This is a genomic window from Maribacter aquivivus (assembly GCF_900142175.1).
Taxonomy (GTDB): domain Bacteria; phylum Bacteroidota; class Bacteroidia; order Flavobacteriales; family Flavobacteriaceae; genus Maribacter; species Maribacter aquivivus.
Genome location: NZ_FQZX01000001.1, coordinates 775617 through 790704, shown reverse-complemented (window position 1 = coordinate 790704; position 15088 = coordinate 775617). Strand labels below are relative to the sequence as shown.

The window sequence follows — 15088 nt, the reverse complement described above, 5'->3', positions numbered from 1 at the left end:
TGCGAATTCAATAATTATCAGCTTCCAATTATGGATATTATATAATTATACGTAGTAAATATAGAAAACATACAAAACTACGTATAATTACGTATAAAATAGATTAGGTTTGTACTGATTTATAAACGAATTGAACTATATCATGGAAAATCAATCCAAAAAATCGACCACTTTAAAGTTAACTGATTTAAAAAGTATGCCAATACGTACTTTTTGGATTACATCAATAGCGTTTTTTATATGCTTCTTTGCATGGTTTGGAATTGTACCGTTTATGCCAGATGTGGTAAAAGATCTAGGCTTGACTCCTGATCAAAAGTGGAATTCGATTATACTGGCAGTAACCGGTACTGTTTTCGCTAGATTGTTAATTGGAAAATTATGTGATAAATATGGTCCTAGGTTATGTTATACCTATTTGTTGATTTTAGGTGCTATACCTGTAATACTTATTGGCTTTGTTCAAACACCAATGCAATTCTTAATATGTAGATTGTTTATAGGTTTTATAGGTGCATCATTTGTAATTACTCAGTTTCATACTTCTATTATGTTTGCCCCCAATATTGTTGGCACTGCCAATGCTACCTCAGCAGGATGGGGTAATTTAGGTGGTGGTGCCAACCGTCTTGGTATGCCTTTAATAGCTGCTGCAGTGGTCAGTTTTGGAGTTGCAGATGAAATTGCTTGGCGTTACTCTATGATCATAGCTGGTGTAATTGCCATGCTAATGGGTGTTGTGTATTATTTTTTCACACAAGATACCTCAGAAGGTAATTTTAAAGAATTGAAAGAAGCTGGCAAAATGCCGAAGCTTAAAAAAGATGAAGAGTCATTTGTAAGTGTATTGAAAGATTACCGTGTTTGGATTCTTTTTATTGTTTATGCCGCCTCTTTTGGAATGGAACTTACCGTGTATGGTACAATGGATGATTACCTGCAGAACACATTCGGACTTACGAGGTCTACGGCTGGTAACTTGGTACTTTCTTTTGCATTAATGAACATATTTGCAAGAACCTTAGGCGGGTTTTTTGGTGACCGTTTCGGTAGATTAAAGGGTTTACGTGGTAGAGTACTTTTCTTAACCGTAATTCTGGCACTTGAAGGTGCGATGCTGTCGGTCTTTTCACTGACCACAAGTTTTGCAATGGGCATTATATTCTTAATAGCTTTTAGTATAACGGTTCAAATGGCAGAAGGAGCAACTTTCTCAGTAGTTCCCTTCATAAATAAAAAAGCAATTGGTTCTATCTCAGGTATTGTTGGTGCTGGTGGTAATGTAGGTGCGTTTTTAGCTGCACTATTGCTAAAATCAAAATCATCCTTGGCAGAAACCAATGCATTGGCTTCGAACGCAAATTTAGGAGAAGAGGCTATGAAAGCTGCTCAAGCTGCTGCTGCCTCGGGTGCAGTGTCAAGTGGTTACTTTATAATTGGTGGTTTTGTAGTCGTTACGGCCTTAACAACACTTGCTATTAAATTCTCTACAGAAGATGAAAAACAAGTGAAAGAAGAATTGAATACAGTTAACAAGCCTGTAATTGATTTATCTCCAAGTACTATATAAATAAGATTATCTATGCGTACAGGCACAACAAACATATCAAAGTTTTCTTCCAATAATTCTGAACTACTTGATAGTGCCTGTAATATTTGTACCAATAAGAAATGCCTAATTCAAAAGAATATTCATTCTTCTAATATTGAAAAATTAGTTCAGGCTAGAAAAGAAATCAAATGTAAAAAAGGGCAGCAGTTTATCATGGAAGGTGCTTCTGTTACCGGGCTATTTTTTTTGCTAAGTGGCAAGGTCAAAGTATTGAGAACCGGTCTTCATGGTAAAGAACAAATTGTTCGTTTTGCGGTGCCGGGTGAAATTATTGGGCATAGAGGTTTTGGTACAGAAGAGACGTACCCCATAAGTGCCATTGCTTTGGTAGATTGTACCTTATGTTATTTTTCAAAAGAATTACTTCAAGAAACCTTAAGGGAAATACCCAGTCTTACATATGATTTTATGTTGTTTTATGCGAATGAACTTAATCGTAGTGAAATCCGAGTAAAATCGTTATCTCAAATGACGGTTAGAGAACGTGTCATAGACACCTTATTATATATCGATCGTAAGTTTGGACAAACTAACGAATTTTCTTCCCTTTTATTAAGTAGACGTGAGTATGCAGATTATGCAGGTACCACAGAAGAACAGGTCATAAGAATGTTCTCTATTCTTAAAAAAGAAGGCTTGATACTTACCAAAGGTAAAAGAGTTGGTATTTCTAATATTGAATTGCTTAAAAAAGAAATATCAGAGCACAATTTCTACCTAGACAGCTAATAGTACGTATTTCTATCATTCCCTAATTTACGTAGTTAACACCGTTAATTTTAATGTATGTAAACTATTGTAAAACAATGGTTTGTTTGTAAAACATGTTTTTTGGCAGTTTCTAATATGGCTAATTACTGTGTTTTAATATGTGGTAAAAAGAGGTTTAAACATCGCTTATATCACGTATGGGAAATGCTGTTACGTATATATTTGTAGAAATAAGTATTAATACGTAGAACATTAAATAATTAAGATTATGAAAAACATTTTTACCTCGTCTGTTTTAACCCTTTCCCTCGCCTTGGTATTTACGGCCTGTGGAGATACAAAAAGCAAGAAAGCCGAAACGGTTTCAGAAGAAGCTGTAGCCTCAAAAACTAAAATGTTAGACATTGAAAAGCCACAATTAACTTTTGGATTTATAAAACTTACAGATATGGCGCCTTTGGCCATTGCAAAAGAAAAAGGCTTTTTTGAAGAAGAAGGACTTTTTGTTTCGGTAGAAGCACAATCTAACTGGAAAAATGTTTTAGACCGTGTAATAGATGGTCAATTAGACGGATCACATATGTTGGCAGGTCAGCCAATTGCTGCAGGAGCAGGTTTTGGTAGACAAGCAGAATTGGTTACTCCATTTTCAATGGATTTAAATGGTAACGGAATTACGGTTTCTAATGATGTTTGGTCTAAAATGAAGCCAAATGTACCTGCAGATTCAGATGGTAAGCCTATTCACCCAATTAAAGCAGATGCTTTAAAGCCGGTAATTACTTCGTATAAAAATGAAGGCAAACCATTTAAAATGGGAATGGTTTTTCCAGTATCTACTCACAATTACGAATTACGTTATTGGTTAGCTGCAGCGGGTATTCATCCAGGTATGTATACAGCAGATAATGTGCAAGGGCAGATAGATGCAGAGGTTTTACTTTCTGTAACGCCACCGCCACAAATGCCAGCAACATTAGAGTCAGGTACTATTTATGGGTACTGTGTAGGTGAGCCTTGGAACCAACAAGCGGTATTTAAAGGTATTGGTGTACCGGTAACAACCAACTATGATATTTGGAAGAACAATCCTGAGAAAGTATTTGTAATGACAAAGCAGTTTGTAGAGCAAAATCCTAACACTGCTATAGCGGTCACAAAAGCATTAATTAGAGCTGGTAAATGGTTAGATGAACCTTCTAATAGAGCAGAGGCTGTAGAAATACTTTCCATGTCTCAATATGTGGGTGCACCAAAAGAAGTATTGGCAAACTCTATGACTGGAACATTTGAATTCGAAAAAGGAGACAAGCGTGAAATGCCTGATTTCAATGTATTCTATAAGTACAACGCAACATATCCTTTCTATTCTGACGGAATATGGTTCTTAACACAAATGCGTAGATGGGGTCAAATTCCTGAATCAAAATCTTCTGATTGGTACGCAAGTACGATTAAAGATATCTACAGACCGGATATATGGAAAAAAGCCGCAGATCTTTTGGTTGCAGAAGGTCAAATACCAGCAGCAGATGTTCCAGATACTGATGGTTACAAAGCAGCGACATCAGACTTTATAGATGGTACTAGCTATGATGCCAAGGATCCAATTGGGTATATCAACAGTTTCTCGATCGGAAACAAAGACAAGAAATAATTAAAGTAATTCATTGACCTTAAATTAAATAGTATGGAACAAGAAATGGTCTTAAAAAACGAAAATAGTTTGTCTTCTAGTTTGAAGCAAATGCTTTTGAAACTTACGCCAAGTATTAAAAAAGATGGCATTATAAAATCCTTAAAAAATACTGGTATAACGCTTCTATCCATACTATTATTCATTGGTTTATGGCAGATGGGTTCTAAGGCACTGTACAATAAAGAGGCAAATTACAGAGTGGAAAAAGCACTGCAAGAACAGGGAGAAGCGGCTGCAGTTGCTGAACGCGCATGTATTGAATCTGGCGACAGTAGTTGCCAGCCCAATACCTTGCCATCACCATCTCAAGTATGGGCATCCTTACAATCTTTGATAGCGGATCATAAAGTTATACGTGCAGATAAAGCGGCATTTGCAGAGAAAATGGCGGTCACTAATGAGAAAATGATTTCTCAAGGTAAAGATCCAATTGTATATACAGGTAGAGCCTCATTTGTAGATATAGTCTTAACAAGTATAAAAACAGTATTTGCCGGTTTTCTTTTAGCAATGTTTATCGCAGTACCTATTGGAATAGTAATAGGACTAAGTCCTTCATTACGAAGCGCCTTTAACTGGTTCATTCAAATTTTTAAACCAGTATCGCCAGTTGTATGGTACCTGTTGGTTTTTATGATCGTAAAAACATTGTATATCGGCGACAATTCTGATAATGCCTTTGTAATATCATTTATTAGTGTAGGTCTTTGTGCCATGTGGGCAACCTTGGTAAACACTGCAATGGGTGTTGCATCTGTAGATAAAGATTATATCAATGTTGCCAAAGTATTAAAGTTGGGCACTTTTCAAAAAGTATTCAAGGTGATATTACCTTCTTCTTTACCGTTAATTTTTACGGGACTTCGTATTACGCTATCTGTGGCGTGGATGGTATTGATTGCCATTGAACTTTTAGCACAAAGTCAGGGATTAGGTCTTTTCGTATGGGAAGAATTTCAGAACGGTGCTAACGATTCTAACTCAAAAATTATTGTGGCAATGTTCGTCATTGGTATCATTGGTTTCTTGTTAGATAGACTGATGCTTGCTGTACAGAATATGGTTTCTTTCAATAAAAATGAAATGGCATAACGCTTTCAAAAGATAGAACATGGCATATTTAGAATTAAATAATATTTATAAAACCTATGGTGAGGGAGATGTTAGTACAGAAGTACTTTCTAACATCAACCTGACTATGGATGAAGGTGAGTTTGTAGCTATTGTAGGATTTACCGGAAGTGGAAAAACCACTTTAGTAAATCTTATAAACGGGCTATTGCAACCAACTAGCGGAGAGGTTCTTTTTAAAGGAGTTCCGGTAACCGATACTAGTCATGAGCGTGGTGTGATTTTTCAAAACTATTCGCTGTTACCTTGGTTGACAGTGGGTCAAAATATTTACATGGCGGTAAAAGAAGCTTTTCCGAAGGAGAATAAAAAAGCCTTGATGGAAATAGTGAAAAATTACGTAGGCATGGTAAATCTTAGTCCGGCAATTAATAAGAGACCTAAAGAATTATCAGGGGGAATGCGACAAAGGGTTGCGGTAGCACGTGCTTTGGCCATGAATCCTGAAATGATCATCATGGATGAACCTTTAGGAGCATTAGATGCTTTGACAAGAGGAAATTTACAAGATGAAATCTTAAATATTTGGAGTCAAGATAAACGTACCGCATTGCTTATTACCAACGATGTTGATGAGGGTATTTATATGGCAGATAGAATAATTCCATTGAAACCAGGTCCGAATGCCACTTTGGGTCCAGAGTTTAAGATTGATATTGAAAGACCAAGGGATAAAACGGCAATGAACGATAATCCTGAGTACAAGAAAACAAGAAACTCCATCATCGAATACTTAATGGATATAGGTGATGAGAGAAAAACAGTTTCTGACGTAGAATATAAACTTCCAGAGCTTACGCCAAAAAGCTTCGTAGCCTAAAGAAACATTATATGAACACAACACAACAATCTAACCAGACATATTCAGAAAACGGTATTGTTTATCCATCCAATATAATGTTAGATCTTTCTAATTTAAAAAAGGTTTACCCGACGCCAAAGGGCGATTATGTTGTACTAGAAGATTTAAATCTACAGATATTAAAAGAAGAATTTGTGACGATTATAGGGCATTCAGGTTGTGGTAAAACAACCATGCTTTCTATGATAGCAGGTCTTAATCCAATTTCCGGAGGTAATATTTCAGTTTTAGGAAATCCTGTAAAAGGTCCTGGACCAGATAGGGGAGTTATTTTTCAATCTCCAAGTTTAATGCCCTGGATGACGGCTTTGCAGAATGTATTGCTTGGGGTTAATCAAGTTTTTCCGCATGCAACAAAAGGGCAACGCCAAGACATTGCAAAATACTATTTGCACAAAGTAGGTCTAGAGAATGCCTTCCATAAAAAAGCATCAGAATTATCTCAAGGTATGCAACAACGTGTGGGTATTGCTAGAGCATTTGCTATTAAGCCAAAAGTATTGTTGTTAGATGAACCTTTTGGAATGTTAGACTCGCTGACTAGGGGAGAATTACAAGATATTCTTATAGAGATTTGGAACAAGGAGAAAATTACTGCGGTTATGATTACACATGATGTTGATGAAGCTATTTTTCTAGCAGATCGCGTCATTATGATGACCAGTGGCCCAAAGGCAAAAATAGGAGACATCCTTTCCATTGATTTTGAAAGACCGCGTACTCGTAAATCCGTATTAGAGAACGATGATTATTACACCTATAGAAAACACCTAATAGACTTTTTAGAACACTAACCATTAACTAACTCAATTATTAAAATTAAAATTATGAAAAAGCAATATTTACTAATCACCTTATTGTTTCTGGCGGCAAATTCAATTTATGCCCAATTTACGTTAGACGGGCAGTTTAGACCAAGAACAGAATATAGAAATGGTTTCGGAAGCATAATTCCTGATGCTGCAGATGCTGGTTTCGCAATCTCTACCCGTGCACGGTTAAATGCCAAATATGAATCAGAAGCGTATCAGTTTTACTTAAGCATACAAGATGTAATGGTTTGGGGCGAGAACAGACAAATTCTACCAGATGATCAGAACGATTCTTTTGCAGTATTTGAAGCATGGGCAAATATTAATTTAGGCAAAGGATGGTCTACAAAATTAGGTAGACAATCAATAGCTTATGATGACCAACGTATTTTTGGCGGATTGGATTGGGCGCAACAAGGTAGAAACCATGATGCGGGACTTTTAAAGTATAAGAAAGATAAATTCATGTTAGATGTTGGTCTTGCTTTTAGTCAAGATTTTGATAACCCAACAGGGTTTCAGTCTGTAGGTACAGCATATAATACATCAGGTTTTTTTACATATAAAACCATGCAATACCTATACGCCAAGCAACAATGGGATAAGTTCTCCGGTAGCATATTGGCATTGAATAATGGTTTCCAAAATTTTGATACTGAAGGTGCTGCAGATGGAGTAAGTAGCTTGCAAACTATTGGTACACATTTAGCATATAAAGCAGGAAGCTTTAGTGCAAATGCCAACCTATTTTTACAAACGGGAGAAAGACAGAACGAAGTAAAAGTTGGCGGTGCATATTTACTAGGTTTAGAGCTTGGGTATAAGGCTAGTGATAAGGTAGCTTTAGGTTTAGGTACAGAAGTTATTAGCGGAAACAAAGCGGATACTACAGACAAAACAGAGGCATTTTTTCCACTATACGGAACCAATCATAAGTTTAACGGATTCATGGATTATTTCTACGTAGGTAACCATGCAAATTCTGTAGGCCTATTTGACATTCACGCCAGTGCAAAATTCGATTTAGGAAAGAAATCTAGCTTACTGGTTAAAGTCTTAAATTTTAGTGGAGAACAAGAATTGCCAAGCGGAGAAAAATCATTGGGTACAGAAATTGACTTGGTCTTTTCAAAGGCTTTCAATGGTTATGGGTTAGCAGTTGGATATTCTCAAATGTTCGCTGCAGACGGTATGTATGAGCTAAAAGGGGTTACAGAAGATTTAGCAGCAAGTAGCCAAAACTGGGCTTGGGTACAGTTGACCATTAAGCCTCAGTTTTTGAATACCAAAAAAGAATAGAGTTTTACAAGAATTTAGTTAGTTATACGGTCTATGCAGCATTGGTTGTGTAGACCGTATTGTTGTTTTTAAAATATGTAATTTAGCACGGTACGTATAATTACCTATATTTTGAGTGAAATAACAAGAATAGTATTGGCAGATGATCACGCTTTGGTTAGGGACGGAATCCGTTCTTTATTGGAGTCTGAATCTGATTTGGAAGTGATCGGTGAAGCATCGAACGGTAAAGAGGCTATTGAATTGGTAGGCAAGGTAAATCCTGATCTTTTAATCATTGATATTAGGATGCCCGTCATGAACGGTATTGATGCCGTAGCTGAACTTACCAAAAGTAAATCAGAGGTGAAGACCATTATACTTTCCATGCATGATTCTGAAGAATATATTTTAAAATCTATTAGTTCAGGCGCAAATGGGTATCTATTAAAAGACACCGACAAGTCAGAATTTATTAAGGCAATACATACCGTTAGAGAAGGCGGTAAATACTTTAGTGGAGATATTAGTAATGTTTTGGTAAATAACTTATTGGGAGCTAAAAAACAAGTGGTTAAAGAAGAAGAGCCACGTAAAAGCGCTGACAATGTTTTTGATTTAACCAACAAAGAGCTTAAGGTATTAGAGTTGGTATTGTCTGGTTTAACAAATCAACAGATATCAGAAAAACTACAAAACAGTAAACGTACAATTGAAACGCATCGTTTTAATTTAATGCGTAAGATGGATGTGAAAAATCTCATAGATCTTTCTAAAAAGGCACAGAAGCATAATTTGATTTAGATATTTGTTTGGTTGTTAGCTGTAATGGTAAAAAATATTTTCGGAGATAAATATCTTTAGGATTTAATTTGGATACAAAAAACAAAATTACACTTACACCGCAAGAAATTAATTCTATGAATAATACTGAAAAACGTAAAATATTGTTCGGCAGTCTATCACCCGTATTACAACCTTTAGGATACAAATCATTCAAAACAGGTGGTAATCCTTGCTTCATATATTTTAAAAATGGCATCGCCATCAAAATCGGTTTTAATTTTTTTGATATGGGAGACATTACATTTTCTGGTTTTGGTATAACTCATTATGAAGTTGAAGATTATATTTTGGATCTAGATTATTTTCAGGATTTTTTTAAAGAGAAAAAACGTCATCATTTACCTACCGTTTATGATTGGACTACCAAAGGTCCTTTTGGTTTTAATGCAACTACTCATGAGGAAATAGAGCAAGGTGTTGAACTAATAAAAAATTACATCAATGGCGACGGTAAGCTATTTTTAAACAACTATTTGTATTTGCTGAACATTCTAAAAAGAATGGATGAACTTGAAAGTCAAGGCATTCTTTGGCATGATAGAAAAAATGGAGGGATTTTAGCAGGTACGCTAGATGCGAATTTTAGAGGTTTGATAATTTCTAAACTATGTAATGACAAAAATTATGAATCGAAAAAGACAATGGTGGATTTGAAACTAGAAAAGCCAAACTATGCCAATTGGAAACCCTATTACGAAAAGCTCAAGACTGTTTTACCTTCAATACAGCCAAAATATAATTTAGATAGTTAATAAAGAATAGAGGTGATTACTAGTTCAAGCGATGACACGCTTTACCAAGAAAAATTAAACTATTTACCACATTTCTATTGCGATGATGGCATTTTTCGAAAAATTCACTCCCGAAATGTTAATAATTAAAACAGTCAATTCCGCCTAAAAGTATTCTCAGTACAGTTTCGTCAATCAACATTCCACTTTAACATTTCAACACCTCAATTTCCTATTTATTGATCCATTCTCAGTCTTAAAGCAGAATAATTGCGGATCACTCGATATTACGCAGAACATTTACGATAAAAAAGTACGTATTTATACGTACTTTTTATAATTTGCAGTATACTTCTGAACCATTCTTTATCATTGATAAAATGAATAGCAATAAAACTCATAAAACAATATGTTCCTATTGCGGTGTAGGCTGCGGTATACTTGTAGATATTGACGCAAAAGGAACTATTTCAGTAGATGGTAATCCAGATTATCCATCTAATAAAGGAATGCTGTGTAGCAAAGGACGCAATCTAAATTACGTAGCTCAAGATACTACAGATCGTATTCTGTATCCAGAAATGAAGTGGAGCAGAAATCACCCTTTGCAACGTGTCTCTTGGGACGCTGCTTTTGAACGTGCCGCTGCAGTTTTTAAAAGTATTATTGCCAAACATGGTCCAGATAGTGTTGGTTTTTATGTGTCTGGTCAGTGTTTAACAGAAGAGTATTACCTCATCAATAAACTTACAAAAGGGTTCATTGGCACAAATAATATAGATACCAATTCAAGGCTTTGCATGAGTTCTGCCGTGGTAGGGTATAAAAAAACTTTGGGTGAAGATTCCGTGCCTATTTCATATGAAGATATTGAGTTGGCAGATTGCTTCTTGATAGCAGGTGCAAACCCGGCATGGTGCCATCCTATTTTATATAGAAGATTAGAAAAACATAAAGAGGAGAATCCGCAGGTAAAAGTAATTGTTGTAGACCCACGTAAAACACAGACGTGCGCAGGGGCAGATTTACATTTACAAATATTACCGGGTACTGATGTTATTCTTTTCAATGCCATTGCCCGCCGATTAATTGAGAAAAGAAAAATAGATTCCGCCTTTATAAAAAAGCACACCGCAAATTATGAGGCGGTTAAAGAAATGGCGTTTACCTTATCACTGAAAGAAGCTGCTAAAAAATGTGGTATTCCCGTTGGTGATATTCGCAAAGCTGCCGAATATATTGGTAATGCCAAGAAGTTTATCAGCATGTGGACTATGGGGTTGAACCAGAGTGTTATTGGTGTAGCTAAAAATGTATCATTACTGAATTTGTCACTTTTAACGGGGCAAATAGGCAAACCAGGTGCCGGACCGTTTTCATTGACAGGTCAGCCAAATGCTATGGGGGGTAGAGAAGTAGGTGGTATGGCTAGTCTATTGGCAGCACATAAAGATTTAGGAGATAAGGCACATAGAAAAGAAGTGTCAGATTTTTGGGGAGGTGGCGAAATACAGTCAGAACCAGGCTATACCGCAACAGAAATGTTCGATGCCCTTGATGAAGGAAAGTTAAAAGCGATTTGGATCGTATGTACTAACCCTGCGGTAAGTATGCCTAATTCGAATAAAGTAGAAAGAGCTTTAAAAAAGGCAAAGTTCGTGGTAGTTCAAGATATATCCCATAACTCAGAGACCACTAAATTTGTGGATCTTTTGCTACCCGCTGCAGGTTGGTTAGAGAAAGAAGGTACCATGACCAATTCAGAAAGACGAATTAGTCACTTGCCTAAAGTTATAGATGCACCAGGTGAAGCATTGCCAGATGCAGAAATCATTTGGAGATTTGCACAAGCAATGGGCTATAATGGCTTTGATTATAAGAATAGCAGCGAAGTCTATGATGAGCATTGCTTATTAACAAAAGGCACTGAAATAGATATCTCTGGTCTATCATATGAACGTTTGATCAATGAAGGAAGTTTTCAGTGGCCAGTGCCACATAAAACACATAAGGGTACTCCAAGATTATTTACAGATCGTCAGTTCTTTACCAATGACAAGAAAGCACATTTTAATGCGCCTTCTACCCTCTACAATAAATCTGAAGAAACAGATAATGACTATCCGTTAATATTAAATTCAGGGAGGGTTCGTGATCAATGGCATACCCGTACCAAAACAGGTAAGGTAAAAAGATTGTTGACCCACATACCGCAACCTTATTTAGAGATGAATGCTGTAGACGCCTATTTGAGAAAAATTAAGGAAGGTGATATTGCAGTAGTAAAAAGCAGAAGAGGGCAAGTACAGGTGAAAGTGCAGCTTAATTATGATATAAGAGAGTCTGTTGTTTTCTTGCCCATGCATTGGGGTAAAGTATTGAACAATGATTTTGGTAGGGCAAATAACCTGACTAATGATTTAGTGGATCCTGTTTCAAAAGAGCCAGATTTTAAGTACTGTGCCGTTGAGGTTACAAAGTTTGTAAAAGAAAAACAGAAGGTTGTTGTTATTGGGGCAGGTGCTGCGGCATATCGGTTTATACAATCATACAGAGAGAAAAATAGTATTGATGAGCTTCATGTGTTTTCAAAAGAGAAAGATCCTTTTTACAATCGTGTTTTACTTCCAGAATATGTAAGTGACGAACTTTCTTGGGAAGCTTTAGAGAAGTTAAAAGATGGCGAGCTACAAAAGCTAGAGGTCTCTTTACATAAAGGTATTGGTATTGAAAATATCGATGCGGATAATAAAACCGTTTTAGATTCTAACGGAAAAGAACATAGCTACGATTTGCTGATAATGGCAACAGGTAGCAGGGCATTTATACCTAGCGATGTACAGATACAGTTACCTGGTCGTTTTACGATGCGTGAAAGAGGAGATGCCGATAAATTAAGAAAATATCTCGCAGAAACCGGACTGCAGGCAAAAGACCAAAATGTGGTTATAGTTGGTGGCGGGCTTTTAGGGTTAGAACTTGCTGCTGCGTTAAAGAAAATAGATATTAATATAAGTATAATTCAACGCGCACCACGATTAATGGAGCGTCAGTTAGATAATGTTGCCAGTCGCTTATTGGCAGAAGATGTAGTAGAACGAGGTATAAATCTGTATTTCGATAATGAAGTAAGTACTGTTTTTGAAGATAAGGAACAAAAACATAGCCTATCTGTAAATCTAAAAACAGGGCGTTCTATTCAGTGCAATGCTATAGTTTATGCAATTGGTACAAGACCAAATATAGAATTGGCAAAACCAACGGGAATCAAAACCCGAAGAGGTGTGGTGGTAAATTCATATTTACAAAGTAGTGATCCAACGATATTTGCTTTAGGAGAAATTGCGGAGTTTAAAAACTCACTTTTTGGTATTACCTCAGCTGCCGAGCAACAAGCAGATATTGCGGCTAACTTTATTCTTGGAGACTTTAGTAGTATTTACAATGGTTCAGTATTGATGAATATTTTAAAGTTTGAAAATCTGGATCTCTGTAGTATTGGTATGGTGAATTCACCCATAGGAGATGCTTCTTATGAAGAAATCATTTTAATGGATGTAAGTAAGCGTTTTTATAAGAAATGTATTGTAAAAGACGATACGTTAAAAGGTGCCATTTTATTGGGCGATAAAAATGAATTTGCAGAGTTTAAAAGACTGATAGAGGAAGAGATTGAACTATCTGAAAAACGGAATGAATTGTTGCGTGGTGCTTCAACATCTGTTCCTTTAAAAGGGAAACTGGTATGCTCTTGCAGTCAGGTTGGTGAAGGTAATGTTGTAGATGCCATCAAAGGCGGATGCTCAGATTTCAACAAATTATGTTCAGAGACAGGTGCAGGTTTAGGCTGTGGAAGTTGTAAGCCCGAGATAAAAGATTTATTAAAGAAACAACTGGTATTAGCAAATTAAAACAGCGAGACATGAATGATGATCTTCATAGAATATTGATAAAAGGTGGTGTTACGTCTCCTGGTGAATTGAAAGATATTATTACCATGCTGGAGTCTGCCGGACTCACAAGTGTCAATTTTGGGTCTCGACAAGATATTTTGTTTCCGCTAAAGGATGCAAAAGAAGAACAGCTAGAAAGTATCTCGAAATTCAATACAGATATCATTGCTAATCGTTCATTTCAGAATATCGTTAGCTCTTACGTCTCTGCAGATATTTTTGATATGACCCATTGGTTAAAGGGTTCTACTTATCTCTATATTCTAGAAGGATTTGATTTTTTACCGAAATTGAAAATCAATATTACAGATCCAAAACAACGCTTAGTTCCTATTTTTAGTGGTAACCTCAACTTTATAGCATCTGATCAAGAAGATTATTGGTACTTGAATATTAAACTACCACACTGGAAATCATCTGAATTTTATCCGGTGCTTATTTATAGTTGGGATATCAATTCCATCTCCAAACAAATCGAAGAAATATATGAAGATATTTCGGACATAGATGAGTTGTTCTTTGTCATGAACAAGAACTTAGAAACCAACAACAAAACCATGGAAAAGGAACTTAAGGTGCCTTTTCAGACCTTTCCATATTATGAGGGTATGAACCGTTTGGGTTCAGATATGTATTGGCTTGGTCTTTATTGGAGAAACAATAAATATGACCTATCCTTCTTAAAAGAATTCTGCGGCTTTTGCCTAGATAATAGTATTGGTAAAATCTGCATTACCCCATGGAAATCTTTTGTAGTAAAAGGTATTAAGAAATCTAGCAGACCAGCTTTAGAGCGCTTTTTAGGTAAAAGAGGAATCAATGTAAGGCATTCTCAATTAGAGATGAATTGGCATGTGCCTATTGATGATGGCGAGGCGTTGGAGTTAAAGAAGTATTTGGTTCGGAGTTTTGATCAAAATGATATTAGTACCTACGGTCTAACATTTGGTATTAGCAATGAGGTGGGTAAACGTTCTCACTTTGCCTCGGTGATTATTGAAAAGAATAATTTGCCCACCATTGTTAAAGAATTTGAAGTTCGCCCTACGTACAATGTTCTACATTTTGAACATTTTGATCCTAACAGCCAAAAGTATATTACCTATGCCCAAGATATAGATAAGATAGAATTACCTGGGTTGTTAATGGAGTTAAGTAAAATGTATTTTGATCAATTGGGTCGCGCAGAAGATGATGAAAAAGAAACCAGCGTTGAAGTTGTAGAAGCAACACAATCGTTATATCAATGTCAAGACTGCTTAACGGTTTATGACGCAACTTTTGGTGATGAAGAGTTTAATATTGCCGCAGGCACCAAATTTGAAGATATTGATGATGCGTATGAGTGCCCAATGTGTTCAGCTCCAAAAGCAACATTTAAAGAAGCAATGATACAAATGAGTTAAAGACAACTAGTTGCAATATCATATTTTACATGATACCAATGAGTTAG

General features: G+C 36.1%; 11 protein-coding genes. All 11 read left to right on the top strand.

Annotation, left to right across the window (positions count from 1 at the left end; translation table 11 throughout):
• Positions 1-142: 142 nt before the first annotated feature.
• The 11 genes from BUC31_RS03490 to BUC31_RS03440 all read left to right on the top strand — a co-directional run bounded on the left by BUC31_RS03490 (position 143) and on the right by BUC31_RS03440 (position 15041).
• Positions 143-1570: an MFS transporter gene (locus tag BUC31_RS03490; protein WP_073241294.1), complete on the top strand. Its 1428-nt coding sequence runs from the start codon at positions 143-145 to the stop codon at positions 1568-1570.
• 12 nt (positions 1571-1582) lie between these two features.
• Complete coding sequence (locus tag BUC31_RS03485) at positions 1583-2341, top strand: Crp/Fnr family transcriptional regulator (protein WP_073241292.1); 759 nt, start codon at positions 1583-1585, stop codon at positions 2339-2341.
• A gap of 250 nt (positions 2342-2591) precedes the next feature.
• Entirely contained in the window at positions 2592-3980 is a 1389-nt protein-coding gene (locus tag BUC31_RS03480) for a CmpA/NrtA family ABC transporter substrate-binding protein (RefSeq protein ID WP_073241291.1), read from the top strand.
• Between the two features lie 33 nt (positions 3981-4013).
• Positions 4014-5114 (top strand): ABC transporter permease, encoded by a 1101-nt coding sequence (locus BUC31_RS03475; protein WP_073241289.1) that lies wholly within the window; start codon positions 4014-4016, stop codon positions 5112-5114.
• Between the two features lie 19 nt (positions 5115-5133).
• Positions 5134-5973, top strand: coding sequence for an ABC transporter ATP-binding protein (locus BUC31_RS03470; RefSeq protein ID WP_073241287.1), 840 nt, complete (start codon positions 5134-5136; stop codon positions 5971-5973).
• An 11-nt stretch (positions 5974-5984) separates the two neighbouring features.
• A complete protein-coding gene (locus BUC31_RS03465; RefSeq protein ID WP_073241285.1) occupies positions 5985-6809 on the top strand; it encodes an ABC transporter ATP-binding protein in 825 nt (274 codons plus the stop codon).
• Positions 6810-6842: 33 nt separating this feature from the next.
• Positions 6843-8126, top strand: a complete 1284-nt coding sequence (locus tag BUC31_RS03460) for an alginate export family protein (protein WP_073241283.1) — start codon at positions 6843-6845, stop codon at positions 8124-8126.
• Between the two features lie 111 nt (positions 8127-8237).
• The gene (locus tag BUC31_RS03455) at positions 8238-8909 is read left to right on the top strand and encodes a response regulator transcription factor (RefSeq protein ID WP_027065587.1); all 672 of its coding nucleotides are present in this window, start codon (positions 8238-8240) and stop codon (positions 8907-8909) included.
• A gap of 116 nt (positions 8910-9025) precedes the next feature.
• Positions 9026-9703 (top strand): hypothetical protein, encoded by a 678-nt coding sequence (locus BUC31_RS03450; protein WP_139251886.1) that lies wholly within the window; start codon positions 9026-9028, stop codon positions 9701-9703.
• A 359-nt stretch (positions 9704-10062) separates the two neighbouring features.
• Complete coding sequence (locus BUC31_RS03445) at positions 10063-13593, top strand: nitrate reductase (RefSeq protein ID WP_073241279.1); 3531 nt, start codon at positions 10063-10065, stop codon at positions 13591-13593.
• 11 nt (positions 13594-13604) lie between these two features.
• Positions 13605-15041, top strand: a complete 1437-nt coding sequence (locus BUC31_RS03440; RefSeq protein WP_073241277.1) for a rubredoxin — start codon at positions 13605-13607, stop codon at positions 15039-15041.
• The last annotated feature ends 47 nt before the right edge of the window (positions 15042-15088 follow it).

Bases quoted from the DNA above. Each gene is read 5' to 3' on its own strand.
- BUC31_RS03450 (WP_139251886.1), top strand. From the start codon at position 9,026: ATGAATAATACTGAAAAACGTAAAATATTGTTCGGCAGTCTATCACCC.
- BUC31_RS03490 (WP_073241294.1), top strand. From the start codon at position 143: ATGGAAAATCAATCCAAAAAATCGACCACTTTAAAGTTAACTGATTTA.
- BUC31_RS03445 (WP_073241279.1), top strand. From the start codon at position 10,063: ATGAATAGCAATAAAACTCATAAAACAATATGTTCCTATTGCGGTGTA.
- BUC31_RS03475 (WP_073241289.1), top strand. From the start codon at position 4,014: ATGGAACAAGAAATGGTCTTAAAAAACGAAAATAGTTTGTCTTCTAGT.
- BUC31_RS03465 (WP_073241285.1), top strand. From the start codon at position 5,985: ATGAACACAACACAACAATCTAACCAGACATATTCAGAAAACGGTATT.
- BUC31_RS03480 (WP_073241291.1), top strand. From the start codon at position 2,592: ATGAAAAACATTTTTACCTCGTCTGTTTTAACCCTTTCCCTCGCCTTG.
- BUC31_RS03460 (WP_073241283.1), top strand. From the start codon at position 6,843: ATGAAAAAGCAATATTTACTAATCACCTTATTGTTTCTGGCGGCAAAT.
- BUC31_RS03440 (WP_073241277.1), top strand. From the start codon at position 13,605: ATGAATGATGATCTTCATAGAATATTGATAAAAGGTGGTGTTACGTCT.
- BUC31_RS03485 (WP_073241292.1), top strand. From the start codon at position 1,583: ATGCGTACAGGCACAACAAACATATCAAAGTTTTCTTCCAATAATTCT.
- BUC31_RS03470 (WP_073241287.1), top strand. From the start codon at position 5,134: ATGGCATATTTAGAATTAAATAATATTTATAAAACCTATGGTGAGGGA.